Annotated in this window: 30 protein-coding genes and 2 tRNA genes; 8 read left to right on the top strand and 24 right to left on the bottom strand. The window is 51.0% G+C overall.

Annotated elements, in window-relative coordinates:
- Positions 1–26 precede the first annotated feature (26 nt).
- Positions 27–545 (top strand): GNAT family N-acetyltransferase, encoded by a 519-nt coding sequence (locus FHT67_RS28665; RefSeq protein WP_132312490.1) that lies wholly within the window; start codon positions 27–29, stop codon positions 543–545.
- Positions 546–550: 5 nt separating this feature from the next.
- On the opposite strand, the gene FHT67_RS28660 is transcribed toward FHT67_RS28665, so the two are convergent.
- The gene (locus FHT67_RS28660; RefSeq protein ID WP_167202059.1) at positions 551–1,789 is read right to left on the bottom strand and encodes an EAL domain-containing protein; all 1,239 of its coding nucleotides are present in this window, start codon (positions 1,787–1,789) and stop codon (positions 551–553) included.
- A gap of 24 nt (positions 1,790–1,813) precedes the next feature.
- Positions 1,814–2,107, bottom strand: coding sequence for a hypothetical protein (locus FHT67_RS28655; RefSeq protein WP_132312495.1), 294 nt, complete (start codon positions 2,105–2,107; stop codon positions 1,814–1,816).
- 169 nt (positions 2,108–2,276) lie between these two features.
- On the opposite strand from FHT67_RS28655, the gene motA reads away from it, so the two are divergent.
- Positions 2,277–3,074, top strand: a complete 798-nt coding sequence (gene motA / locus FHT67_RS28650; protein WP_132312498.1) for a flagellar motor stator protein MotA — start codon at positions 2,277–2,279, stop codon at positions 3,072–3,074.
- Positions 3,061–3,879: a flagellar motor protein MotB gene (gene motB / locus FHT67_RS28645; RefSeq protein ID WP_132312501.1), complete on the top strand. Its 819-nt coding sequence runs from the start codon at positions 3,061–3,063 to the stop codon at positions 3,877–3,879. Before motA ends, motB begins: the two co-directional genes overlap by 14 nt.
- Positions 3,880–3,990: 111 nt before the next feature.
- On the opposite strand, the gene rluF is transcribed toward motB, so the two are convergent.
- Genes rluF through FHT67_RS28630 form a run of 3 tightly spaced genes read right to left on the bottom strand, consistent with a single transcriptional unit; the run spans position 3,991 to position 7,337 of the window.
- Positions 3,991–4,692, bottom strand: a complete 702-nt coding sequence (rluF, locus tag FHT67_RS28640) for a 23S rRNA pseudouridine(2604) synthase RluF (protein ID WP_132312504.1) — start codon at positions 4,690–4,692, stop codon at positions 3,991–3,993.
- A gap of 6 nt (positions 4,693–4,698) precedes the next feature.
- A complete protein-coding gene (locus FHT67_RS28635) occupies positions 4,699–5,445 on the bottom strand; it encodes an NAD-dependent epimerase/dehydratase family protein (RefSeq protein WP_167202058.1) in 747 nt (248 codons plus the stop codon).
- 17 nt (positions 5,446–5,462) lie between these two features.
- Positions 5,463–7,337: a PAS domain S-box protein gene (locus FHT67_RS28630; protein WP_167202057.1), complete on the bottom strand. Its 1,875-nt coding sequence runs from the start codon at positions 7,335–7,337 to the stop codon at positions 5,463–5,465.
- A gap of 214 nt (positions 7,338–7,551) precedes the next feature.
- On the opposite strand from FHT67_RS28630, the gene tadA reads away from it, so the two are divergent.
- On the top strand, positions 7,552–8,022 hold the full coding sequence (gene tadA, locus FHT67_RS28625) for a tRNA adenosine(34) deaminase TadA (protein WP_132312511.1): 471 nt from the start codon (positions 7,552–7,554) through the stop codon (positions 8,020–8,022).
- Here the strand turns inward: tadA and FHT67_RS28620 are convergent, their stop codons facing one another.
- Positions 8,023–8,214: an aspartyl-phosphate phosphatase Spo0E family protein gene (locus tag FHT67_RS28620; RefSeq protein ID WP_091190862.1), complete on the bottom strand. Its 192-nt coding sequence runs from the start codon at positions 8,212–8,214 to the stop codon at positions 8,023–8,025.
- A 281-nt stretch (positions 8,215–8,495) separates the two neighbouring features.
- Between FHT67_RS28620 and FHT67_RS28615 the strand changes: the two genes are divergently transcribed.
- Positions 8,496–8,573, top strand: a tRNA-Arg gene (locus tag FHT67_RS28615).
- Positions 8,574–8,644: 71 nt separating this feature from the next.
- Here FHT67_RS28615 and FHT67_RS28610 read toward each other — a convergent pair.
- Entirely contained in the window at positions 8,645–9,376 is a 732-nt protein-coding gene (locus tag FHT67_RS28610) for an SDR family oxidoreductase (RefSeq protein WP_167202056.1), read from the bottom strand.
- Between the two features lie 108 nt (positions 9,377–9,484).
- Complete coding sequence (locus FHT67_RS28605; RefSeq protein ID WP_167202055.1) at positions 9,485–10,210, bottom strand: MBL fold metallo-hydrolase; 726 nt, start codon at positions 10,208–10,210, stop codon at positions 9,485–9,487.
- A 117-nt stretch (positions 10,211–10,327) separates the two neighbouring features.
- On the opposite strand from FHT67_RS28605, the gene FHT67_RS30245 reads away from it, so the two are divergent.
- The 3 genes from FHT67_RS30245 to FHT67_RS28590 all read left to right on the top strand — a co-directional run bounded on the left by FHT67_RS30245 (position 10,328) and on the right by FHT67_RS28590 (position 11,657).
- The gene (locus FHT67_RS30245; RefSeq protein WP_243867538.1) at positions 10,328–10,495 is read left to right on the top strand and encodes a hypothetical protein; all 168 of its coding nucleotides are present in this window, start codon (positions 10,328–10,330) and stop codon (positions 10,493–10,495) included.
- A gap of 1 nt (position 10,496) precedes the next feature.
- Positions 10,497–10,763 carry a zinc ribbon domain-containing protein gene (locus FHT67_RS28595; RefSeq protein ID WP_167202054.1) on the top strand — a complete coding sequence of 89 codons (267 nt, stop codon included), beginning with the start codon at positions 10,497–10,499 and terminating at the stop codon, positions 10,761–10,763.
- A gap of 375 nt (positions 10,764–11,138) precedes the next feature.
- Positions 11,139–11,657: a DinB family protein gene (locus tag FHT67_RS28590; protein ID WP_132312666.1), complete on the top strand. Its 519-nt coding sequence runs from the start codon at positions 11,139–11,141 to the stop codon at positions 11,655–11,657.
- On the opposite strand, the gene FHT67_RS28585 is transcribed toward FHT67_RS28590, so the two are convergent.
- The 16 genes from FHT67_RS28585 to FHT67_RS28510 form a co-directional block, all read right to left on the bottom strand.
- On the bottom strand, positions 11,658–12,290 hold the full coding sequence (locus FHT67_RS28585; RefSeq protein ID WP_132312712.1) for a methionine ABC transporter permease: 633 nt from the start codon (positions 12,288–12,290) through the stop codon (positions 11,658–11,660).
- Between the two features lie 22 nt (positions 12,291–12,312).
- A complete protein-coding gene (locus FHT67_RS28580) occupies positions 12,313–13,095 on the bottom strand; it encodes a methionine ABC transporter ATP-binding protein (protein WP_167202053.1) in 783 nt (260 codons plus the stop codon).
- A 103-nt stretch (positions 13,096–13,198) separates the two neighbouring features.
- The gene (locus tag FHT67_RS28575; protein WP_167202052.1) at positions 13,199–13,966 is read right to left on the bottom strand and encodes a glycosyltransferase family 2 protein; all 768 of its coding nucleotides are present in this window, start codon (positions 13,964–13,966) and stop codon (positions 13,199–13,201) included.
- A gap of 200 nt (positions 13,967–14,166) precedes the next feature.
- On the bottom strand, positions 14,167–14,592 hold the full coding sequence (locus tag FHT67_RS28570; RefSeq protein ID WP_279591614.1) for a NucA/NucB deoxyribonuclease domain-containing protein: 426 nt from the start codon (positions 14,590–14,592) through the stop codon (positions 14,167–14,169).
- 42 nt (positions 14,593–14,634) lie between these two features.
- Positions 14,635–15,360, bottom strand: a complete 726-nt coding sequence (locus FHT67_RS28565; protein ID WP_132312674.1) for a DsbA family oxidoreductase — start codon at positions 15,358–15,360, stop codon at positions 14,635–14,637.
- Between the two features lie 22 nt (positions 15,361–15,382).
- A complete protein-coding gene (locus FHT67_RS28560; protein WP_167202051.1) occupies positions 15,383–16,441 on the bottom strand; it encodes a hypothetical protein in 1,059 nt (352 codons plus the stop codon).
- A 128-nt stretch (positions 16,442–16,569) separates the two neighbouring features.
- Positions 16,570–16,722 carry a small acid-soluble spore protein P gene (locus FHT67_RS28555; RefSeq protein WP_167202050.1) on the bottom strand — a complete coding sequence of 51 codons (153 nt, stop codon included), beginning with the start codon at positions 16,720–16,722 and terminating at the stop codon, positions 16,570–16,572.
- A 23-nt stretch (positions 16,723–16,745) separates the two neighbouring features.
- Positions 16,746–16,922: a hypothetical protein gene (locus tag FHT67_RS28550; RefSeq protein ID WP_165930826.1), complete on the bottom strand. Its 177-nt coding sequence runs from the start codon at positions 16,920–16,922 to the stop codon at positions 16,746–16,748.
- Between the two features lie 12 nt (positions 16,923–16,934).
- Positions 16,935–17,279: a hypothetical protein gene (locus tag FHT67_RS28545; protein WP_167202049.1), complete on the bottom strand. Its 345-nt coding sequence runs from the start codon at positions 17,277–17,279 to the stop codon at positions 16,935–16,937.
- Between the two features lie 246 nt (positions 17,280–17,525).
- Positions 17,526–17,614, bottom strand: a tRNA-Ser gene (locus tag FHT67_RS28540).
- Positions 17,615–17,693: 79 nt separating this feature from the next.
- Positions 17,694–18,977: a serine--tRNA ligase gene (gene serS, locus FHT67_RS28535; RefSeq protein WP_167202048.1), complete on the bottom strand. Its 1,284-nt coding sequence runs from the start codon at positions 18,975–18,977 to the stop codon at positions 17,694–17,696.
- A gap of 36 nt (positions 18,978–19,013) precedes the next feature.
- Complete coding sequence (gene pdxT / locus FHT67_RS28530; protein ID WP_132312684.1) at positions 19,014–19,604, bottom strand: pyridoxal 5'-phosphate synthase glutaminase subunit PdxT; 591 nt, start codon at positions 19,602–19,604, stop codon at positions 19,014–19,016.
- Between the two features lie 32 nt (positions 19,605–19,636).
- The gene (pdxS, locus tag FHT67_RS28525) at positions 19,637–20,518 is read right to left on the bottom strand and encodes a pyridoxal 5'-phosphate synthase lyase subunit PdxS (RefSeq protein WP_127497766.1); all 882 of its coding nucleotides are present in this window, start codon (positions 20,516–20,518) and stop codon (positions 19,637–19,639) included.
- Positions 20,519–20,696: 178 nt separating this feature from the next.
- Positions 20,697–21,899: a D-alanyl-D-alanine carboxypeptidase family protein gene (locus tag FHT67_RS28520; RefSeq protein WP_347880137.1), complete on the bottom strand. Its 1,203-nt coding sequence runs from the start codon at positions 21,897–21,899 to the stop codon at positions 20,697–20,699.
- A 369-nt stretch (positions 21,900–22,268) separates the two neighbouring features.
- Complete coding sequence (gene guaB, locus FHT67_RS28515) at positions 22,269–23,726, bottom strand: IMP dehydrogenase (protein ID WP_132312688.1); 1,458 nt, start codon at positions 23,724–23,726, stop codon at positions 22,269–22,271.
- Positions 23,727–23,892: 166 nt separating this feature from the next.
- Entirely contained in the window at positions 23,893–25,074 is a 1,182-nt protein-coding gene (locus FHT67_RS28510; RefSeq protein ID WP_167202046.1) for a GNAT family N-acetyltransferase, read from the bottom strand.
- Between the last annotated feature and the right edge of the window lie 177 nt (positions 25,075–25,251).

Genomic DNA, 25,251 nt, shown 5'->3' with positions numbered 1-25,251 from the left:
GATTCTTAATTAATGAGGGTACATCCATGACTAATTTTACCGATGAGGTACATTATAAACCATCTCTCGAGGACATGACTATCCAGCCGCTGGAAATTGAACATGCCCGTGAGATCTGCGGATGGCAATACGAACCGCCCTACGATCTTTACCGCTGGCCTTCTTGGGATACCATGCAAAAAGACGAGATCGAATTTGGCGACCCCGTCCTGCGGCGCATGCAATATGCGGCTGTCGTGAATCGCGATCAGGAACTGATCGGCTTTGCCCAATTCTTCCCCATTGTTGGCGTTACCCGCCTCGGCCTCGGCCTTCATCCCGCTTTATGCGGCAGAGGCATCGGCCCAGGCTTTATGCGGCTGCTGGTCCGTGAAGCTCAGCGACGGGCGCCTCGGAACAGCATTGACCTCGAGGTGCTGACCTGGAACGCGCGGGCTATTCGCGCCTACGAAAGGGCCGGCTTTGCCATAGAGGATACCTATGTACGTCCAACGCCGCAAGGGCCAGCCGAGTTCCATTGTATGGTGTACCAGTCTACTCTTTAATATCCCTATAACCGGTAATAATCAGGCTCGGGATCCTTCATATCAACGAACAAAATAATGCCGGGCTTCACCAGTACCGATACCGTCCGGATCCAAGCCCTTGAATTCAGGTCGGTATAGGCGCGGGAAACCATGGTGCGGCGATTCTCGCTTAATTGAACGACATTCGGAACGAAATACGGACGCCAGCTCCAGTTGGCCCCGCAGTATTCGTCCTCCCGCTGCCAGCTTCCGTCTTCGCGCCTGGAATAGTTGGAGGAAATCTGAATGCCGTCTTCCCGGCAAAGGTAGACGCGGATGCTGTTGTTCTCCAACTCCTGCAGCAGACGGACAGCCCACTCGTTATCCTCTTCCTCCAGCTCCTCGAGATGACCAATCCGGTCGATCTTGCCGGACAGCCTGTCCGACAAATAACGCCAGTAGCTCTCCGAATAGAGCTGCAGCTGCCGGTGCGCTTCCAGTTCTTCCTCCAAAAGGGCCGAAAAACGGGACGGCTCGTCGAAATCCGGCTCGGCCTTTGCAAGCAGAAAGCCCTGTACGTACCGGGCGCCGGCCTGGATCGCTCTCGCCAAATCCTGTTTGGTCTCCACGCCTTCGGCCAGCAGCGAAGCCCCAAGCTGATCGGCCAGCGCGGAGAGGGAACGGAGCGTACCCAGATAGCCGTCATGGCTCGCGCTCCGCTTCAGCATATGAATGTCGATTTTCAGAATGTTCGGCTGAATCAGCGCAATCCGGTCCATGCCGCTAAAGCCGCTGCCAACATCGTCAATGGCAATCAGGCAGCCCTTGGATCGGTACAAATCGATAATTTCGCGCAGCTCCTCGATCTCGCCATTAAAGCTTTCTTCCGTTATCTCTATGACTACTCTGCGGGGATCAACCTTGTATTTATCCAGCAGAGACAAGGTATACAGCTCCCCCGATTGCACACCGCGGTGCATCCAGTTCGGCTTCAAATTAATAAACAGCATCGGAGGCTGCGGGGTTGCGCCTATTTTCCGAAAAGCCTGTTCACGCAAAATCCGGTCAACCGCGATATGATCCTGGGTCGGTACGGCGGCATCGCAGAAGAACGGTCCCAGACTGCGGACCGCATCGTCCTTGCAGGCTCTCCCCAGCACCTCGTAGCCCACTATTTTTCTTGTATCAAGCGCGATGATCGGCTGATAAAAGGCAGACAGCTGCTCGCCATCCAGCTGCAGCGTCTGCGGTAACGTCGTATTCGATAAGCAATCGTTCGTCACGCTCACGCTCTCCCTTTGCTGCCTTTATGTCAACCGAATCATGCGGGTCACGTTGTCTCCCTGCGACACTTCGATGACATGATGCTTCGGATGATACGTAATCGCCCCTCTGCCAACCTCGATTACCGGCTGCTCGCCAAGCCCGAAGAACACATCGTCGGCAAGCGCCTCCATGACTTCATGCCGGTCGTCCGCCCCAAGCGCCGCCCATTCTTCCTCTTCCATCTCGAAGAACGCGTAGCTGCCTTCTACCTCGCTTACCGCTTCCGTCAGTTCCTTCAATATATCTGCATACTCTCTTGCATGTCTAACTCCCATTATAGGTCAACCACCTTTACCATAATTATCTTCTATACTCATTTTACCGCATTTTCACGAAAATTAACGCCCTCTCTCTTAAATCATTTCCGAAAGTCTAATTTCCGTACGATAACTTGTCGATATAAGAACTAGAGATTTGTCGAAAACGTACTGGACGGGGTGCATGATGAAAAATTCTACAATTATCGGTATTATATTAGGACTCGTAGCGGTACTGGTTGGCATGACGCTGAAGGGTGCCGCTCTTAGCAATCTGTTAAATCCCGCCGCTTATATGATTATCGTCCTCGGGACCATTGCTTCGGTTATGATCGCCTTCCCGATGTCGGAGCTTTCCAAGGTCGGCAAGCTGTTCAAGATCGCCTTCAAGGAGCAGCCGCTGATGCCCCGCGAGCAGCTGATCGAGAGCTTTATGGAATGGGCTTCGATTACCCGCCGCGAAGGTCTTCTTGCCCTGGAAGCCAAGGTCGAGGACATTGAAGATACCTTCCTCCGCAACGGCATGCGCATGATTATCGACGGAAATGACCAGGATTTCGTCCGTGACGTCCTGCTCGAAGATATTTCCGCAACGGAGGACCGCCATAAAGCAGGTGCCCTGATCTTCACGCAGGCCGGTACCTACGCTCCAACGCTGGGCGTGCTTGGTGCCGTAGTGGGTCTGATCGGCGCGCTTGGCCACATGGACGATATGGAGACCCTTGCCCATTCCATTGCGGGCGCCTTTATCGCAACGCTGCTCGGTATCTTTACCGGTTACGTGCTGTGGCATCCGCTTGCGAATAAGCTGAAGCGATTGTCCAAGAAGGAAGTACAGCTTCGCCTGATGATGGTAGAAGGCCTGCTATCGATTCAATCCGGTGTATCCACGATCGCGATTAACCAGAAGCTGTCTGTATTCCTCACCCCGACGGAACGGGCGGCTATGAGGGAGAAGGAGGCTGGCGCCGGTGAAAAAGCGTAAGCATGACGATCACGATGATCATATTGACGAATCATGGCTTATTCCCTATGCCGATCTGCTGACCCTGCTTCTCGCGTTGTTTATCGTATTGTATGCGGCAAGCTCCACGGATGCCAGAAAGTTCGAACGGATGAGCGAGGCTTTCAGCGCTGCCTTTAATTCGGGAGCCGGTATTCTGGACAATCCTTCGGTTATCAAGTCGGGCGAGCAGCCACAGCAGCAAATCGAGGACGAGAAGAAGACCAGCAAGGACCAGCGCGAGGATCCGGAATCCAATCTTCAAGAATTGATCAAAAAGGAACAGGAAGACTTGGAGAAGCTGAAGAAGCAGCTGGACCAATATATCAAGAAAAATGGCTTGTCCTCGGAACTTGAGACAAAGCTGAATCAATCGCAGCTGATGATTACGATCAGCGACAATGCCTTGTTTGCATCCGGCAGTGATGCTCTCAAGACGGAATCGAAGGAGCTGGCAGCCAATATCTCCAAGATGCTGGAGCCTTATACCGGCTATGAGATTGTCGTATCCGGCCATACGGATAACCAGCCGATCCGGACGCAGAACTTCAAGTCCAACTGGGATCTGAGCTCCTCAAGGGCGATCCGGTTTATGGACGTGCTTCTGGAGAATGCCAAGCTGAAGCCTGAACGGTTCAGCGCCATCGGCTACGGCGAGTATCGTCCGGTAGCCTCCAACGATACGACGGCCGGACGCGCGAAGAACCGCCGGGTTGAAGTATCGATCATTCGCAAATATGTCGATTCGAGCAATACCGGGCAAATTCCCGCAACGCCGAAGCAGTAAGAATACGTCGATCGAAGCCATTCGCTGATAGACGACCGCGTTTCTATTGCAGGCCTTTAAAGAAAACTCCCCTGATATAGGAATCAGGGGAGTTTTCTTTAAAGGCCTGCCTTACGACGGGCGATAATTCAGGGAACCGAACAGCTCCGTTTTTTCCGCTTCCGTCAAATCCCGCCATTTGCCCGTTGGCAATTGCCCGAGATGAATATTCATAATGCGGATGCGCTGAAGCTTCCGAACATGGTAACCAAATGCCTCGCACATCCGGCGGATCTGCCGGTTCTTCCCTTCGGTCAGAACAATCCGGAAGACCCGGTCCCCCACCCGGGTTACCTGGCATGGCAGCGTCATGCTGCCCAGGATCCGAACCCCGCTCGACATTCCTTTGACAAACTCTGCCGTAACCGGACGGTCAACCGTTACGATATACTCCTTCTCATGCTTGCCTTCCGAGCGGAGAATCGGATTAACCACGTCGCCGTCATTGGTAAGCAGAATCAGTCCTTCGGAATCCTTGTCCAACCGGCCGATCGGAAAGATCCGCTCTTTATGGCCGACAAAATCGACAATATTGCCGCGGATATGCAGCTCGGTCGTGCTCGTTATGCCCACCGGCTTGTTCAGCGCGATATAAACATGATGCTTCTGCTCGCCGATCCGTTTTCCGTCTATTCGTACATCATCGCCAAGCTCCGCTTGGCTGCCGAGCTCAGCCTTCGCTCCGTTAATCGTGACGCGTCCGCTGTCGACCAGCTTATCCGCCTCACGCCGCGAGCAATATCCGGTCTCGCTTATAAACTTATTAATACGCACAAAAGTTCACCCCGTAGTCTGTGCTGCCATTTCCGCTATGCGATCGGAGGAATACGTATGGACGGCAGGCTGTCCTTCCGCCCGCTTCTCCATGGCTTGCTCCGTCATGGCTTGCTTCGCTGCTATCCGCATCGCTTTGGCGACAGCTTCGCCCGCGATCGGACGGTATGGCCGAAGCGAGCCTACCATTCCCCATTGTACTGCCTTCGACACGGCCGCGCCAATCGTTTCTCCAAGACGGAACGACTGACGCGGACCAAGCAGCAGGGACGGCCTGAAGATCCGGACCGATTCCAGCGGAATCAACGCCAGCTGCTCCTCCAGCTCGCCTTTTACCCGGTTATAGAAAAAAGCAGAGGAGGATGAGGCCCCCATCGCCGTAATGACCAGAAAATGACGCGCTCCCGTATGCTGTCCCCACTCCGCCAAGGCAAGCGGATAGTCGTAATCCACCCTGCGGAACGCTTCCTGGGAGCCCGCCGTCTTTATCGTAGTCCCCAGCGTGCAGTACACGAGATCAACCGTCACATCGTCAAGCGCTTCCCACATCCGGTCGAAATCCGCGATAATGACGTGCAGCTTGCACCTCGCTTCCGGCTCCATCTCTATATGGCCGATCGGCCGCCTGGCTAATACCGTAATGGAATGACAGGCCGGATCGTTCAGCAGCTGCTCCAGCAGAGCCGATCCGACAAGTCCCGTAGCTCCCGCAATCAAGCAGCTGTAAGTACTGGTACCTGCAATGTTATCCATTGACGGATTACTCCTCCTCAGCCGACATTTGATCTTTGTTTATCCAAACCTTCTACTAGTATACCGTTCGTGCTCCCTTCTTTCAAAGCAGGCAGCGTGATGATAATCGTTGTTCCGACATTCACCTGGCTCTTGATTTCCATCAGCCCCTGATGGCTGTGGATAATCCGCTGGCTGATCATCATGCCGAGCCCCGTGCCGCTTTCCTTGCCGGTGAAAAACGGGTTGCCGATCTTCGGAATCATATCCTCCGGTATTCCGATTCCTTCATCCGTAATGGAGATCGTAATCTGGCCGTTCTTCGAAGCGATATGGGTATGTATTCTTCCTCCGGACGGCATCGCTTCGATCCCGTTCTTGAGCAGATTGATGAAAACCTGCTTCAACTGATTCTCTTCACAGGATACAAGGCATGGCGCTTCGGTAAAAGAGGTCGTAAAGGTCACGTTATGCAAATGCCCCTCGCTATCGATCAGCGACAACACGCTGCGGAAGACGTCCCGGACGTCCTTTGTCGCGAATCTAGTCGCCTGCGGCTTTGCCAAAATCAGAAATTCTCCGACGATTAGATTGATCCGGTCCAGCTCCGAGAGCATCAGTCCGGTATGCTCCAGGTTCATCTTGCCCGTATGCTGTTGAAGCTGCAGGAAACCACGCAGCGTAGTTAGCGGATTGCGGATCTCGTGCGCAACCCCCGCCGCGAGCTGCCCGACCGTCGTAAGCTTCTCAGAACGGCGCAGCAGCTCTTCCATCCGGTTGCGGCTCCTCATATCGCGGGTAATGCTCGCGTAAGCCTGAATGACCCCCTCCGTGTCCCGTATAGGGGATATGGTTACGCTGACGGGAATAATCTCGCCGTTTTTGGTCACCCGGATCGTCTCCTGGGCAGGCAGCACCTTTCCCTCCTGCAAGGAATTGATAATCAGGCGCATTTCTCCCCTATGCGTGTCGGGTACCAGCTCGATTTCCGCGCCAAAGACCTCCTCCGAGGTATACCCGAACAGCTGCTCAAAGGCTTTGTTCACCTGAATGAACTTCCCCTGCAAATCCACCACGTGAATCGCATCGCTTGTATGGTCGATAAAGGACTGCAAATATTCCTTCATCTGCCTGTTATCCTCAAACGCCTGGCGGAGCTTCTCCATATAAATGCTCAGGTTCTGGGACATGGCGTTAATCTTCAGCGCCAGCAGACCGAACTCGTCTTTGCCTCTAACTTTAATAGCCGTCTGGAAGCGCCCCAACGATACTTCGTTCACCTTCCACAATATCGCGTTTAGCGGCCTCAGCATAAACCCGGCAAGCAGATAACTGCTAATAAGCACGAACAGCAGGATAATGCCGGCATACATAATGGCATCCATCCGCTTCATTCTCATAATCTGGTTATATTCCTCGCAGTCGTACACCATGCCTATCACGTAGGGCGCAAGGGTGGCGTCGCTGTAATAGCTCTTGATATACTCTTTGCCGTTTAAATTCACTTCGCGCACCTGGAAGCCCTTCTCGGCTGCCTCCACGGCATAAACCATGTCCTTTGCCTCGTCCCGGAAGGCATACGTGCCAAACAATACCTTATCGTCGGACATGCTTCCGCCAGCATCAGGACGGAATACGGTTACTTCCTCCAGCTCCGGGTAAAGCTTCTTTAATAGCGACTGCATCTCATTGGGTTCAAACTCCGGATCGTCTCTTAGAGCGGCTGTCTTGGAGATCCAGCCCGGATGCTGGCCAAAAGACTCCGAGAGCTTGGCGGAAGCCTGCTCCATCACTTCCTCCATATCCTGATTCATATTGCGAAGCGAGGCATATTGGTCCAAAATAACGATAAGGATAAACATCGCCAGAACGATCATAAATATGTAGATGGAGAACTTGGCTTTAAAAGACACTGGCTATGCACATCCTTTAATCGGGCATCTTAGTTATCCACAAGTTATTGACATTATCAACAACTAATCCACATGCCCATAGAATAGTTTGTGTGTAGTTTTGTGGACATTCGTATAGTTATCCACAATTTTATCCACTACATGTTAACAACGGAATATCTGTTCGATGAATAAATGCTACTTTATTCGATTTTATCGTAAGTTGGAGGGTAATATGATTCGAGAACAAGAAGATCAGGCCTGGATGCAGCTCGCCATAGAGGAAGCCAAAAAAGCCGAACAAATAGGCGAGGTACCGATCGGTGCCATCCTTGTGAAAAATGGGGAAGTTGTCGGAAGGGGTTATAACTTGCGGGAGACTAACCATGATCCGACTGCGCATGCCGAAATGGTCGCTATTCGAGAAGCTTGTGAGCGGCTTGGTGCTTGGCGGCTCTTGGACTGTACGCTGTACGTCACACTTGAGCCTTGTCCGATGTGCGCAGGCGCCATAGTCCAGTCCAGGGTGAAACGGGTCGTATACGGAACGGGCGATCCTAAAGCAGGCTGTGCGGGCACGTTAATGAACCTGCTCCAGGAACCCCGCTTCAATCATGAAACAGAATTAACAAGCGGCATTCTTCAAGCGGAATGCGCCGAACTGTTGACGAATTTCTTCAGAAACCTAAGAAGCAGGCGGAAATAGCTACTCGCTTCTGCGCGCGGAAGAACAAGCAACTTCGTTACGCTGAATATATTGCAAAGCAACAATCAATTGATCAGCTTCTTCGCTGATCGCAAGGACATCGGGGTCGGTCAAGCTACCGCGTGCCTCCGCTACTTCATGAAGCTTCAGCCGCAGCGATTGCAATTGTATAAGCAGATCTGTTTTGTCCATAATCGCTTTGGGGCACGCTCCTTAGATTCATTGATGTAAGTATAAAATTATTATACGCTTTCTTCATTTTACTGTTTGTAAAAACCTGTCGACAAGAAAACACAATTTTCAGGCACGATTCGACACGAATTGGACCAACAGTACTAAATTACCATCTTTTGTGGGAGTCGTCTAGATGTTTCATACTCGTTCATATATTTGTTGATAGGAAATTCTTCAATAAAGACGAGACGGGGGCGTTGCAAGTTCCAAGCCACCCATGCTAAAATAAACCTTACTGCGCGCCCGTAGCTCAGCAGGATAGAGCGACAGTTTCCTAAACTGTGCGTCGCGGGTTCGAATCCCGCCGTGGCGCGCCATAACAAAATGCCGAAAAACCCTTGATCATCAAGGGTTTTATTTTTTGTCTTTGGAGCTTTCTATAGCTCATTTATATTCGAAAAGGGGGAATGAATCGTCCATCGATATCCGTGAAGCCGTATTCCTGTGCAAGATCGCCAACTTGAAGCACCGTTCCGTTTTTAAGCTGCACATTTTCATCCCCTGCCAAGGCGGTCACAGCACGCCCAATATAATACGGGGACTCCGTATGCTCTAGAGCCTCAACCTCCTTCCAATGATCTTCGTCTGTATTGAAATTCTTTAATACAAGTTCTGTTCTCATCCATCCAGGGGAGACAGCCACCACCGTTATCTTGGCGTTTTTGAAATCGTGAGCTAATCCAAACACTAATCGGTTAGTCGTATTCTTGGCCAGGTCGTAATAGAAAGTTCCCAAATACTTATCCTGATCCCGGAAGGTGGTATGGACGATCAAACCGGAATCAGACTCCAACATAAGCGGTATCGCGTAATGGTTTGTCGCTATATGTGCCCGTACTCCGCTTTGAAACATCGCATCCCACATATTCAGTGGATATTCCCAGAATGGTTTGGGTTGTAAATTTACTTCCAAGTCATGCAGTCCCCAAACGTTATTCACAAGGATATGGAGTCGCCCTTGCTCCTTTCGGATTCTCTCGATCAAAGCTTGCGTATCCTCGTCACTGGTATGATCGCAACGACATGCGTAAGCCTTTCCGCCGTTTTTTAGAATTTCCTCGACAGTCTGATCAATACTGCCTGGGAGTGCAGCATTATCTCGTAAACTTCTTCCGGACACATAAACTACAGAATATTCTCAAAATCCAGCTAACGCGTAGACATAATAAAAAGCGCGCAAATGGCCCTGATGAGCTTGCGCGCTCTTTATTTGCTTTTTATTTGCTTTTTATAAACCTTCCGTCAACGCGGCGATACGGTTCCGTACATCGCCTTTAAACACTCCGCCATGATAGCAGATGACCGTTTCGATCTCGAAATCCTGGAGCTTCTTCAGCGACTGAAGCGCGGTTGCCATATCAGGCGTTACCGCTTCTCTAGGGCCATTCAATTGTCCGTTCTCCACAACCATCGCATCGCCTGCGATCAACGTCTTGCTTGGCCGATGATAGAGGCTCACATGACCCGGCGTATGGCCCGGCGTGTGGATAACCGTAATCCCGCCGGCAAACGGCAGATTTTCTCCATCCGCCATTGACCGGTTTACGTTTGCGCCTGTTGGATGTATGAAAGTCGCTTCAAACTGGCTGCGGGCAGTTTCAGGCAGCGCCCCAAGCAGACCCGCTATTCTTTCCGGCGATGCCTTAAGCATCGGCTTCCTGCCGTCGATAACGGCCCGATCATCCTCATGGGCGTAGACGACAAGCTCAGGATTGTCCGCTTTAAAGCCCGGAAGCCCCCCGATGTGATCAAGATCCTGATGAGTCAGAAGGATCGTATTCAATTTCCGTTCGCCGATGCCCGCCTGCTTGGCAAGCTCTATAATGATTGAGGCCGAACCCGGCATGCCAGTATCGACCAGCACCCATTCATCCTTGTCGTATATAACCGTCGGACAGACTGTCATCGGCCCCAAATCAAGCTCCAACATCTCAATACCATCTGCAATCCGCATAGTAATGCCTCCGTTTCAAATGAGCCTTTAACATACGAGTAGAGTATAGATCTCCCCATAGCCGCGCGTCAAATCGTCCTCATTCACCGTTGTCAAAGCTGGATTTCGCAGTAAAATATGTCTAAAAGGATTTGTCTCGGCATTCCCGATGAATACGGGTTTATGGACGAGGAGCTTATCTGGCTGCTGAAATTCGGACTATATCGGGGTTCCGGATTAACCCTTTATCTAACCCATGGTATACTGGTTGTAAATTTTAACCAAGTCAATGCCATGGAGGTTTAACATGATCGTCATCATCATTCTTGGTATTTTTCTAGCCGGACTTCTCGCCTACTGGATCCTGCACGAAGTTATTCAAAGCGCTATCGACAATTCAGCGATGGCCAGAAACATTCAGGAAATCCGGGATCATCTGGTCGGCAAAACGGTCGAACAGCCACAGACCGCAGGCGGTGAGGAGCATGAGAATTGCCCGGGCTGCGGACATCTCGTTCATAAGTCGGATAGAGCATGCGCCAATTGCGGATTGGCATTAAGGGATTCGGACTAACGGATTTACAATTTCTTTACACGTCGCGCATAACAATCGCCCGACCCGACCATAATACTTGTGACGGTGTAAGTGAGGTGTGGTTCCATTGGCCTATTCGGTGCAAGAACTGCTGAGGGATCTTAACTAGCCACTTATAACGATGGAAGCGAGGGGTTGTGCCGCAGAGTACATCCAACCGCGTGCTTAACACGTTCCGCCCTAACGGTTCGTGAGTAAGCCGTGCCCGAGTGATCGATACGTGAAGTGTGATATGTAAAGTCTCATTCAAACAACACACCGTCGGAGGAGGGGCCTGTAAAAGGGCTCCTCTTTTCTATTGAAAACCACCACCGCAGGCGGTATACTCCAATTAATTCTAAGGAGGTGCCATTCATGCTCGAACGTCCGCAAGCAGGCGAATACAACGAGTTTTTCACTCGTTACATCGGCCTTGTACCCGAAGGGAATTTAATTGCTTTATTAGAAGAACAGCAGGCGGAAACAAATCGCATCTACGCCGCCTTATCCGCAGAACAAGCGGATTACCGCTATGGCGAAGGCAAGTGGTCGCTAAAAGAAGTATTGGGTCACGTGACGGATACGGAGCGCATTATGAGCTATCGTCTGCTCCGCATTGCAAGAGGCGACCAAACCCCGCTTCCGGGCTTCGACCAAGACGCTTACATGGAAGGCAACCCGTTCAGCGCGCTCACCGTTGCGGATCTTCTCGAGAATTATAATGCCGTGCGCCAAGCAACGATCATTCTGCTCAGGCAGCTGCCGGCGGAAGCTTTCGCCCGCTCCGGATTTGCCAACAAGTCGCAATTAACCGCTCGCGCAATCGCATACATCATGTATGGACATGAGCGGAATCATCTCTCGATTATCCACGAGCGTTACTTGAACGGCTAATTATTTGCGCTTGTCCAGCCGGGAGGCAGCGAAGCTGCCTGTCCATTGGACAAGCTGAACGAGAATAACCAGAATCACGATACACGCCGCCATAACCTCGGTATCAAACCGCTGATACCCATAGCGTATCGCCAAATCTCCGATGCCTCCGCCCCCGACGGTACCCGCCGCGGCCGAATACGAGATAAAGCTGATGATCGTTACCGTAAGGCCGGATACCAGTCCCGGGCGGGCTTCGGATAACAGAACCCCCCATATGATATGCGTCAACGGCGCTCCGGAGGCTACTGCAGCTTCAATAACCCCATTAGGCACATCCCGCAGGCTTTGCTCCACCAGCCGCGCGTAGAACGGAATAGCCGCTACCGACAACGATACGGAAGCTGCAAGCGGTCCAATCGCAGTTCCCACGATCATCCTGGAGAATGGTATCAGGGCTACGAGCAATATAAGGAACGGGAAAGACCGAACCAGATTCACCGCATAACTGACAATGCCGTATAACGGGCGGTTAGACCGCAGATGGCCGGGTGCCGTAAGGAACAGGAGTATGCCGATTGGCAGGCCGATAACGACCGCTGCAGCGACCGAAATGGAGACCATCGTGAAGGTCTGCTGGATCGCTCTGATCATCTCCGATTTTAAAGCCAGAACGCTATCCACGGTAACCCTCCCCTCTCTGCCACAGGGAAGAGGAAGCTCCTTCGGCGGTATCGAATAAGAACTGCCCCAGCGGCGTTGCCGGCTTAACCCCGGAAAGACTCATATCCAGCCGTTCCGTTATCTGCCCGTTCTCCATGACCGCAATATGGCTGCATAAGCGCTTGGCCACCTGAATCTCATGCGTCACGAGCATGATCGTCACTTGAAGCTCCCGGTTGATTTTCTCCAGGAATTCGAGGATCGACAAGGTCGTAACCGGATCAAGCGCCGAAGTAGGCTCATCGCACAGCAGCACCTTCGGATTATTCGCAAGAGCCCTGGCGATCGCCACCCGCTGCTTCTGCCCGCCGCTCAGCTGAGCCGGGTACTGCCTCGATTTATCCGCCAGTCCAACGATCTCAAGGCATTCCTCCACTCTTCTCTTCCGCTCTCTGGAAGGGAGCTTCGCTGTCTTGAGCACGAATTCCACGTTAGCGGCGCAAGTCTCGTTGCTAAGCAAATTATAATGCTGAAATATCATTCCAATCGATCGTCTAGCCTCCCGCAGCTCTCCCGCGCTTAGCCCCGTAAGCTCTTGTCCATCTATATAAACCTCTCCGGCCGTTGGCACCTCGAGCAGATTGGCCATTCGAAGCAAGGTGGATTTACCCGCTCCGCTGAAGCCAATTATCCCTTGTATCTGCCCCTTCTCTATATGCAGCGAGGTAGGCTTGACCGCCTCCACCCACTGCCTTCCGGCTTTATAGCTTTTGCTGACTTCTCTATACGTAATCATGGGTTTCTCCTACTTATCTCCGTGAACTTGCCCTTATGGTAGCAAACATCGGCAGTCAAGGGCAAGCTAAGCCTCTCAGGCAAGAGGCCTAGCTGTCCGCTCTTTATTGCGCGTTCGTACTCGGCCTGCGGAGCCCTATTCCATGGAGCTGCTGCATGCTGCGATTTACACGCTTCCGATATTGAGTGGTTCTGGTTATGATTGCCCCCTTGGAATTCAGCAGATTCCTGTCTGTAATTTTCCACGTATGAGAGCTGCGGTCCGCTCTTCGCATAGCAGCAAAGTTATAGGGCGATGTCGTATAGACGCGGAACTTATGGTTCAGCGCTCCTTTAATAAACCGTACGTCCGAGCCCTGGCGGACTTTGGTGTTAAAGGACACCTTCTCCAGCACCCGCTTATGGAACATAATCGTCGCACCGGCAACCTTGCTGACCGGAGCATACCAGGATGCACTTCTTTTGCGCAGCATTAAGGTCGAGCGATGCGGGAAAAAATAATATATCTCCAGTTTTCCGACAATATCCGCCTTGCTGGTCTGGAACATGGACATCGCTTCAGGAATGTAATTGGCGCCGTAGTAATCATCATCGTCGAATTTGGCAATATAGTCATGTTTGGCGAGCGAAGCCCCGTAATTGAGACAGGCGCCAAGCTTCGAGCTCTCCGGCATCCGGAAGACTCTTACATTCGAATAAGCTTTCGCCTTGTTCTGATAGGGCTGGAGCCCGGCGTTATCCTTATTCACAATGATAATAAGCTCTTTATTGCTCCAATCCTGACGGGCATAATTCTGAAAGATTTGATTCATCAGCTGGGGGCGCATGGTGGATGTAATAATCGTGACGCCTCTTGCGTCTGCAGCGCTCATCGCTTTCGCAACCTCCTATTAATGTTGTGGAAAGAGGCATGGCATTCGGGCGTATTGGCCGCTGTGCTCCCCTTTCCGGCAACGATACCGATAGTATATGCGTGCCTGCCCCAATATCGACGGACAACAGCCCTGATTTATCATTCGAATAAAATAAGGCCCTTGCAGACGCGTCAGCCGCGCTTGCAAAGGCCTATTCATTACTTCACTATAAATTCCACCCGGGTTCCGTCCGGGAACGTATCGAGCTGGTTGCTAACCCAAGCACCGGCTCCGCGATTGTCGGATGGAGCTATATAAGCGATATCGGCACCTTCTCCGCCTTCCTTGCACATCGCCATCGGCCATTCATCGCGGTCATAGCCCTTTTTGGCCGGAATATCCTTGAGCGATTCCTTGCGGTTCTCCTCGGCATTCTCCCGGTCAATCGTACAAACCTTGGATTCCCCCGAAGCCATGGCTTCTCGGATATGCTCTGCCGTCTCCGGATATCGGTCAGCCGGGAACTCCAAGGTATAGCTGCTTAATGAAGCAGGCTCTGTTGAAGGCTGCCCCTGCCAATCGTCTAAATGAGGTACGACATAGATCATAATGGCCACTGCTATAATGGCGAGTAGTTTCTTCAAAGCTAAGTAACCCCCTGCTGCAATTCGGCAAGCTAAATTCCGTTATTTATCGGATTTGGGAGCGCAAACCCCGTCAACGCAGGCATCATCCGCTCCGCTCTGTCCGCTGTCTCCGCCAATAACGGTAAGCGGCTTATTTTCCTCCCACGCCTTCGATACCGCCTGCAGGAATACCTCGCTTGGCTGGGCGCCGGAAACCGCGTATTTGCGGTCAATGACGAAGAATGGTACGCCGCGTACGCCAAGCTGTCCGGCTTCCTGTTCGTTAGAGCGTACTTCCTGCTTGTAAGTGCCCTCTTCCAGAGCTTTCAGCGCTTCTTCGCGGTCCAGTCCGATTTCGGCGGCCAGGTCGGCTAATACTTCTTTGCGTCCAAGATGCTTGGAATCGGTAAAATAAGCTTTGAACAGGCGCTCTGCCATCTCTTCCCGTTTGCCGTACTTGGCTGCGAAATGAGTCAGCTGATGCGCGTCAAACGTATTGGTGAGAATCATTGTATCGAACCGGTAATCCAGCCCAAGCGTCTTTGCCTGCTGCGTCAGTTGAACGTTGTTGGAAATCGCCTGCTCACGGGACATGCCGTATTTGTTCGACAAATAATCGTATACGTCATAACCAATCTCGACAGGAGCGTTTGGATCAAGCTCGAAGCTTCTGAATTCCACCTCTACCTGATCGCCATGCTCGAATTCGCTAAGCGCCTGCTCCAAGCGGCGTTTGCCAATATAACAAAACGGACAAGCAAAATCGGACCATACTTCAATTTTCATAACGAACACCATCCCTTATTAATTACAGTCCCAGCGGAAGCTGCATTTGCTTCATCAGATCTTCGAATTTCACGGCATCCGTCGGCACCTCATAGAGGAATTTCGGGTTGCCGTTCAAATCGCTGTAAGTCATGTCATAATGAACATTTACTTTAGTCGTACCGCCGGTATCCTTGTCCGTCAGCTCAACGTTTACTTTTCCAGCCTGATACGCCAGCATCTTATCCTCATTGATTGCGCCCGTAACGGACAACTCGTTAACTTTCACGTTCTGGTTCAAATAATCGATCTTGGCCGTCTTATCTGCTTCCCAGTCCGTCTTCATCTTCTCGACATCTTCCTTGGACTTCTGAAGCGCCTGCAGATAGGATTCATTCGAAGCGATCACCGTCAGCAATTCCGGAACCATTTCGTTGACAATGGTCTCAACGGATGACTTGTAATTGCTCTCATCCAGCTTGAACCGGACCACCTGCTCGGCTTTTACATCTTCCGGCACGCCGGCATCCTTGGCCTTCACGCTGCTGAAATAGGTTTTCTCGTCGAAATGCTTAAGTACGACCGCGCCAAGCTCCCGTACCAATTGCTGCTGGGCGGCGGCATCCAGCGTTGTTGCCGCCGTACCCTGCTGCTGCGCCAGCTCCTTCAAATCCAGCTCCACGAATTTATTCGCTGCCGATTCCGGAAGCTGCAACATCGGCAAAGCCGGAAGTTTCAGGAACAGCTTCTCGCCTGTCATAATCATCGGGACTGTAATCGTTGCTCCGGATAATTGGAGATTCAGCTCCATATCCGTACGCTTAGATTCCTTCGCGTAGACCATCTTAATATCCAGCTTAGCGCCTTTCATCATAGCGGTAATAACCGAAGTCATATCGATTCCGTTTTGTCCCGTACTTGCGGGTAATTCAAGATTATCTATACCAAGAGACATTTTAGCCGAGTAGCTATCCAACTTTTCCATATTTTTCATGACATCTTGAAATGCCTGCTTAGGCGGTGCGTCTCCGGAGCTGCACCCGGCAATAACGAGTAGAACGGCAATAAGCGCAACGTAAGCCATCCGCTGTACCATTTTCAAATTGGTTCGTCCCCCTTTATGTACAATACCTTCATTCTATAACAACGCCTGGCCATTTAGAAGATAAATGCAGCAAAAACCCGTTCCGGTTAGCCGGAACGGGTTTTGTCCAATCGAATTTATGAAGTTCATGAACCCTCGGGGTTATTATGCCGAACATGATTTCTTTGCTTTACCTTTTTGGAACCGGAAAGGGGCTGCTGCTGCTGCCCGCGGCTGCGTTGCTGTCTGCCGCCGTTCTCCTGTCCTTGCTGAACCGGGTAAGAATCGGGTTTGCTCATTGCTTAACGCCTCCTATAGAAGGTTAACTGCGCTGATGATGCAAATCTGTCGGTTGATCATGATTAAGCGCATCCTGATGGCGCCGGTCATTCACATCCTGATTGAGCTGCTGAGCTTGATGGCTGTTCACCGGCGTTTTAGCCAGATCGTCGATTACGTTCGACAGGTTTTTGTCGAGCGAGCCTTTTGCCTTGGTCATGGACGGTCCCTCCTACGCGTGTGTCAGCTGATGAAGGGCTTGCGCGCATTCATGCAGGTGACGAGTGTAGTCCTGGATTAATTGCTGCATCGGATCGGTACGTTCATCAATGGAAACGTTATTCTTAGCCACGTCGACCACTTCAACCTTTACTTCGCGGCTGTCCACATAACATACCTTGAAGTCAAAGGAGTAAGCCTGATGTCCTGCCGTAATGATCGTGACGCGGAGTGCGTTAGGATCCGACTCATCGGCGAGAACCTCGCATTTGTCCGCATCCTTGATCCATTCCGGCAAAGTACGCTGCCATGCGGCTACAAGCTGATTCTGATCAATTTGAAGCTTATCATTAGCCATTTGTAAAAGCACCTCCACAACCTTTAAGATGCGGCAATGCCATTCGAATTATTCGGCGGTGGCCTTCATCTTATCCACAGACTTATCCACATATTCTCCCCTTTATTCACAACGCTGTGTATAAGGTCCAGCAAGGGTTTATTCACAAGTACACAAATACGGATCTTAAAGTTATCCCCAGATGAAAAACAAAAAACGCCCAAGTCAAAAGTCTTGGACGTGCGTTATGTATGCTGTTTATAAAACTGGCGGAGAGGGTGGGACTCGAACCCACGTGGGCTTGCACCCTAACGGTTTTCAAGACCGCCCCGTTATGACCGCTTCGGTACCTCTCCATATAAAGAACTGACAAAAGTTATTGTACCACAGGCCAAAAACCAGAATCAACTGCATTTTTGACCCATGGCAAATTAATTACGAACGCGGACCGATTTTTTCCAGGCCGCCCATGTAAGGGCGAAGCACCTCCGGTACCACAATCGTGCCGTCGGCTTGCTGGTAGTTCTCGAGAATAGCTGCAAACGTACGGCCTACAGCCAGACCCGAACCGTTCAGCGTATGCACGAACTCGGGCTTGCTCTTAACGTCGCGCCGGAAACGGATGCCTGCGCGGCGTGCCTGGAAGTCCTCTACGTTGGAGCAGGACGAAATCTCGCGGTATGTGCCTGCGCTAGGCAGCCATACTTCAAGATCGTAGGTCTTCGCGGCCGTAAAGCCCATATCGCCCGTACAGAGCGTTAGAACACGATACGGAAGACCAAGCAGCTGCAGCACTTTCTCTGCATTCGCCGTCATTTTCTCCAGCTCGTCGTAAGATTCTTCGGGCTTCGCGAGCTTAATCAGCTCGACTTTATTGAACTGATGCTGGCGGATCAAACCACGCGTGTCGCGGCCAGCCGCGCCTGCCTCCGAGCGGAAGCATGAGCTGTAAGCAACGAAATACTTCGGCAGCTCGTCGATCGACAGGATTTCTTCCCGGTGAAGGTTCGTTACCGGAACTTCAGCCGTCGGAATAAGGAAATAGTCCGAATCGCTGATCTTAAACAGATCCTCTTCGAACTTCGGCAGCTGACCCGTACCTATCAGGCTGTCGCGGTTAACCAGGTAAGGCGGCAGCACCTCTTCGTAACCGTGCTGATCGCTGTGCAGGTCCATCATGAAGCTGATCAGCGCACGCTCCAGACGAGCGCCAAGGCCGCGGTAGAAGGTAAAACGCGAGCCCGTTACTTTGCCTGCGCGCTCAAAGTCAAGGATACCCAGATCTTGCGCAAGGTCCCAGTGAGCCTTCGGCTCGAAGTCAAACGTTGTTTGCTCGCCGTTGCGGCGAATCTCGACATTATCTTCTTCCGAAGAGCCAACCGGGACGCTTTCGTGAGGAAGATTCGGGATAGCCAGCATAAGCTCTTCCACTTGCGCTTCAACGGTGCGGATTTCCTCATCCAGCTCCTTGATCCGGTCGCCTACTTGGCGCATTTCAATAATCAGCGCATCCGCGTCGCCGCCGGATTTCTTCAGCTTCGCTACTTCCTGCGATACCGTATTACGGCGGGTTTTCAAATTATCTGTTTCAACGAGCAGAGCACGGCGCTTAACGTCCAGCTCCGGAAAACCGGAAATAAGGTCGAGCGAAGCGTTACGGTTCTTCAACGCCTTCTCCACCTGCTCATATTCGTTACGTAGCCATTTCACGTCCAACACGACAGTTGACCCCTCTCTAATGCTTTACGAAGTATTTTACTTCGTACTTGTTTTAGCTGCTGCTTCTTTCACCATGTCGACAAAATAAGCATGCAGACGGTAATCGTCCGTAAGCTCTGGATGGAAGGAGCAAGCGAGCAGATGCCCTTGTCTTGCGGCTACAATCTCATCGTTGTATACGGACAATACCTCAACGCTGCTGCCAACTTCTTTAATGAGAGGAGCACGGATGAACACCGCACGAATCGGTTCATCAATTCCTTGAATCGGCAAATCCGTCTCGAAGCTTTCACGCTGGCGGCCAAAGGCGTTACGCGCTACAACCATATCCATCAGCTGCAGATGCGCGTCCTCTTGACCTTCAATTTTGTTTGCCAGAATAATAAGACCGGCACAGGTTCCGAATAACGGCTTGCCTTGCTGCGAGAACTCCTTAAGAGCCTCGAGGAAGTCGTACTTGCGGATCAGCTTGCCGATTGTTGTGCTTTCGCCGCCTGGAATGACGATACCGTCGAGCTCAGCAAGCTCTTCAATTCGTTTAACGGCGACCGCTTCCGCGCCCGCCGCCTCCAAACTGCGTATATGCTCCGCTACTGCGCCTTGAAGCGCCAGTACACCAATTTTCATTAGCCTACACGCCTTTCTATAGATACCGCTTCTTACAGACCGCGGTCCTGCATACGCTCAGCTGCTTGCAGCTTCGAAATTTCAATGCCTTTCATCGGAGTGCCCAGGTTTTTGGATACTTCCGCGATCAGCTTGTAGTCTTTGTAATGCGTAGTTGCTTCAACGATTGCGCGAGCGAATTTCTCCGGGCTATCCGATTTGAAGATACCGGAGCCTACGAATACGCCGTCAGCGCCCAGCTCCATCATGAGTGCCGCGTCAGACGGAGTTGCAACGCCGCCTGCCGCAAAGTTAACGACCGGCAGCTTGCCGCTCTCATGAACTTGCAGAAGCAGATCGTATGGAACGCCCAGAACTTTGGCTTCGTTGTACAGCTCGTCCTTTGACAGGTTTTGTACTTTGCGGATTTGACCGTTGATCAAGCGAAGGTGACGAACGGCTTCAACGATGTTGCCTGTTCCCGGCTCGCCTTTTGTGCGAAGCATAGCCGCGCCTTCCTGGATACGGCGAAGAGCCTCGCCCAGATCCTTCGCGCCGCATACGAAAGGTACGGTGAATTCGTTCTTGCTGATATGGAATACCTCGTCCGCAGGAGTCAGTACTTCGGATTCATCGATGTAGTCAACGCCCATCGATTCGAGAACGCGTGCTTCCACGATATGACCGATACGGGCTTTCGCCATAACCGGAATCGATACCACTTTCATAACTTCTTCCACGATTGTAGGGTCAGCCATACGGGCTACGCCGCCTGCTGCGCGAATGTCAGAAGGTACGCGTTCCAGTGCCATAACGGCAGTTGCGCCTGCTGCTTCCGCAATTTTCGCTTGCTCGGCGTTCATAACGTCCATGATGACGCCGCCTTTTTGCATTTCTGCCATACCGCGTTTTACGCGCGAAGTACCTGTTTCCATGCTTAGAAATCCTCCTTAAAATGGAGCGCAGCCCCCGCTAAGGGGGCTAAGCGCTTAATGACTTATTTAGGTTGAAGCTCGCCGCTTACTCTAACCATTTATTTTACAGGAAGGGCCATTAATCGACAACCCTTGATTTGCCTTGGCTGCCACGCTTTAGAGCATGTCGGGCGCCGGATTAGAACAAATCGACGATACCGTTGAACAGACCGGAGAAGAAGCCTCCGATTCCGCGGAACATCAAGGCGAACCAGCTTGCCTTCTTCACGTCTTTGCTGGCAATCAGATTGACCGATTTCTCCAGCGCTTTGCCTTGTTCATCGGTATATTTGTACGTTGCCGTACCTACCACTTGACCTGCTTTAATCGGAGCAACAAGCTCCTCCGGTTTCTTAAGCTCATAGCCGGTAAGCTCGACCTTCGGCTCCGTACCTTTTTTCACAATAAGCGAAATATCGGATTCCGTAATAATCGGCACCGATTTTTTCACACCTTTTTTAATTTTAACCGATTCTGCTTTTTCTACCACGGATTTAGCCGGAATAACCGTTTTCTTCTCCAAGGAGTTGAAAGCGTAGTTGTACAGCTTCGCCGTTTCGTTGAAACGCGCTTCTTTCGACTTCGTGTTCATAACAACGCTAATATAACGCTGGTCGCCGCGTTTCACTGTGCCCGTAAACGTATAACCTGCCGCGGAGATATAGCCCGTTTTCATGCCGTCAACGCCGTCGTAAGCAAAAGCCTTCAGATAAGTGTTGCTCTTGTTGGCAGCAAGCATCCAGTTGATATTTACGATCGGTTTGTCATCGCGAGGACGGAATTTGTATTCGGTCGTCGAAGCATACTCCAGAAATTCCGGATCATTCTTAATAATGATTTGAGCCAGCTTTGCCTGGTCTCTCGCCGAAATCACGGTTGTATCAGCCAAACCGGTTGCGCTTGTATAATGAGCGGAAGTAAGTCCTAGTTTTTGAGCCGTTTCATTCATTTTTTCCACGAAGCCTTGCTCGCTGCCGCCGATAGCGGAAGCCAAAGCGATTGTCGCATCATTCGCGGAGCCTACGGCCATAGCCATATAAAGATCTTTCACCTTATATTGCTCGCCCTGTGCCAGATAGACCTGCGAACCGTCTTTAGGCGTATTGGCAGCTTCTTCGCTGACCGTAATCATTTCGTCCCAATTAAGCGCCTTGCTTTTAATTTGCTCAAGAACGATGTATTCGGTCATCATCTTGGTCATACTTGCAGGAGGACGGGGCTCGTCCGCATTTACTTCATATACAACCTGGCCCGTGTCGGCGTCGATTAAGATGGCTGAACTTAACTCAAGGCCAAGGGAGTTTTCCACCCATTCGCCGCCCGGCGTACCTGCTGCATTCACCGAGGACGTCCCTAATGATAATGCTAATAAACCTGCAACAAATGCTACTACTAGTGACCGTAATCTTACCGGCAATACTTTCAACGTTTTCTCCCCTTTTCATCCCTAAGTCGTTTGAATTTCATTGTAACACATGGGATAGGTAGAGTTAAACCGATGCGGGGGATTCTACTTTCTGGCATAAATAGAGTCATTTTCTCAGTCTTATGGAGGTTGAATCGTATTTTCGACTGGCCGTTATGTCTATTACATGGTGCAGATTAAAAAAATCTTATCTAGCAAGCGTAAACAGCCATATCAAAAAAGCAGACAAGAGACCTAGCCGTATAGTCGCTAAGTCCTTGTCTGCTTTTTCCCGTGGTCGGGTTATTACAGCGAGTAGTTTGGAGCTTCTTTTGTAATTTGAACGTCATGCGGATGGCTCTCGCGAAGACCGGAGCCTGTAATCCGGATGAATTGCGTATCGTTGCGCAGTTCATCCAGATTTTTAGTGCCGCAATAGCCCATGCCGGAACGAAGTCCGCCAAGCAGTTGATGAACGGTATCGGCAAGAGGACCTTTGAACGGAACGCGTCCTTCAATACCTTCCGGAACAAGCTTGCTCTCGTTCTCTTGGAAGTAACGGTCCTTACTGCCTTCTTTCATAGCGCCAAGCGAGCCCATGCCGCGGTATACTTTAAAGCTCCGGCCTTGGAAAATTTCCGTTTCGCCCGGGCTTTCAGCTGTACCCGCGAACAAGCTGCCGATCATGATCGCGCTTGCGCCTGCGGCAATTGCTTTTGTAATGTCGCCGGAATATTTGATGCCGCCGTCTGCAATGACAGGTACATTATATTCCCGAGCCACAGTAGCACAATCGTAGATAGCTGTAATTTGCGGTACGCCAATACCGGCGATAACACGTGTCGTACAAATCGAGCCAGGACCGATGCCCACTTTAACAACGGATGCGCCTGCTTCAATCAAGTCACGAGTTGCTTCGCCCGTTGCTACGTTACCCGCGATGATCGTAAGATCCGGATACTTAGCACGCAGCTTGCGAACCGCTTCAATAATGTTAATATGATGACCATGCGCCGAGTCAACAACCAATACGTCGATACCAGCTTGTACGAGTGCATCTGCGCGGTCAGCCGTGTCTTTACCGATACCAACTGCAGCTCCGCAAAGCAGACGACCATGCTTGTCTTTCGCCGCATTAGGGAATTGAATTGCTTTTTCAATGTCTTTAATGGTAATGAGACCTTTAAGCGTATTGTTCTCGTCAACGAGAGGAAGCTTCTCGATCTTATGCTTTTGCAGAAGGCCTTCTGCTTCTTGCAAAGTTGTTCCGACAGGTGCCGTTACAAGATCCGTACGAGTCATCACTTCGTTGATTTTAATCGAGTAATCATGAACGAAACGCAGGTCACGGTTTGTCAAAATACCAACCAGCTTCTGTTCGTTGTCTACGATCGGCACACCGGAAATACGGTATTTGCCCATCAGTTCTTCAGCATCATAAACGTGATGATCAGGTGTCAACGAGAATGGATTTGTAATAACGCCGCTCTCCGAACGTTTAACACGATCAACTTCTTCTGCCTGCTGAGCAACCGACATATTTTTATGAATAATGCCGACTCCGCCCTCACGAGCTATAGCAATCGCCAAAGCAGACTCCGTAACAGTGTCCATCCCTGCGCTGATCAGCGGAATGTTCAGCTTGATGCCTTCGCTAAGTTTTGTAGATACGTCCGATTCACGAGGCAACACAACAGATTTCCGCGGTACGAGCAGTACATCATCGAATGTCAGGCCTTCTTTGGCGAATTTCGTTTCCCACACGAGTAAGTTCCTCCCTTAATTTTGATACCTCTCACGCATATTATTGCAATATTATCAGAGGGGTTAGGGGCTGTCAAGGATGTTAGGTTTATGAGTGGAACGGTTCCCTTATGCAGGAAAGTAAGCCTTTTTACACCCAGTTATAGGCAATGTCGTTGTTAGCGCTTTAGAAAAAGTCAGGCAGGAACGTTGTTCGTAGCGGAATTCTTCTCTCCAATTGCTCCGCTAGTTGGCTTTCGCCTTGAATGAGTCCGTAACGAAGCAGCTCTGTCGGACGTTTATAACCGGTCAGTATCGCAGCCAAGGATCCGATTCCTGTACGAATGGATGCCTTGTTAGTCTCTCCCGATAACCGTTGTACATTCGCTGTGCCATCGGCGGCGATACGAACCTCGAACTGTCCATTGTTCCAAGCCGCATGCTCATCCTGAATATTGAACAAGAAGGATTCTTCGTTGCCGGCCTCAAATGGATATTCCTTAAGGAATGCTTCCGCATCCACAATCCGGGCCATAAAGTATGGCTCGATCTCTTGCTTTATCCGAGGATTATGGAGCAAGTAAGCAAGCCCGTCGTCTGTAGCGACCTTAATCTCAAGCCGGTCAATCATGGAATCGTGCTGACCAAGGAACGACCATATAGCGCGGCGCGCCTCATCGGTTAAATCGACCAATTCGTGAACGAAGAGCTCTCTGTTCTTCACCTCATAAATGACATAACCTTGCGCTTCTCCGGCGCTGTCAAAGAAGACACAGGTCTGCCCCTTTTTGCGCGACGCAATCCTGTAATTCCACCAGGCTGCCGAGCGGTCCAAGGCCCCATTCACCTGCTTGGCATAAGCTTTATAGATTGGATTCAACAACTCATAACTCTGCTCCACGCGTTTGATCGTTCCGTTGTACGGCGATCTTGCCGGCAGCTGGTTCACATCGATCCGGTATGTCTTAAGATCCGTGTATACCTCCCAGCCAAACCTGCGGTAAAAGCCAATCGAAAAAGGATGGAGAAAAGATAACGTTTGCCCCTTCTCTTTCATCTTTTCGAGTGAGTGATGCAGCAGCTCAGCAACTAAGCCTTGACGCCTATACTCAGGCCAGGTGGATACGCCCGCAATGCCGCCCATAGCAAATCGCTTGCCTCCGATATAGGTATATAAATCAAGTATGGCCAGTTGGGCCGCAAGCTTACCGTCTATGTAAGTTCCCCAACGGTCCGTTTCCTCGCGCTCAAAGCGTTCCCGTGATTCTGCCAGCTTAGCAGCCGGAATTTCATATTGAAATGCGAACTGACTTAATTCAATCATATCGTCGAATTGATCCATCGTAAGCAATCTTGTTTCCTTGGTCATAACCAGACTCCTCTCAAATTGGCCTGTAAACATTCACATTATGGCATAGCAAGAGAAGCTAGGGCAATGTTAGAAAACAATAAACACAAAAAAACCTGCCGCGAAATGCGGCAGGCTCTTTCATTGCTTGGCGACGTCCTACTCTCCCAGGACCCTGCGGTCCAAGTACCATCGGCG

It is taken from the genome of Paenibacillus sp. BK720 (assembly GCF_011761545.1).
In the GTDB taxonomy this organism is placed as follows: domain Bacteria; phylum Bacillota; class Bacilli; order Paenibacillales; family Paenibacillaceae; genus Pristimantibacillus.
This window is presented reverse-complemented; position numbering and strand designations above follow the sequence as displayed.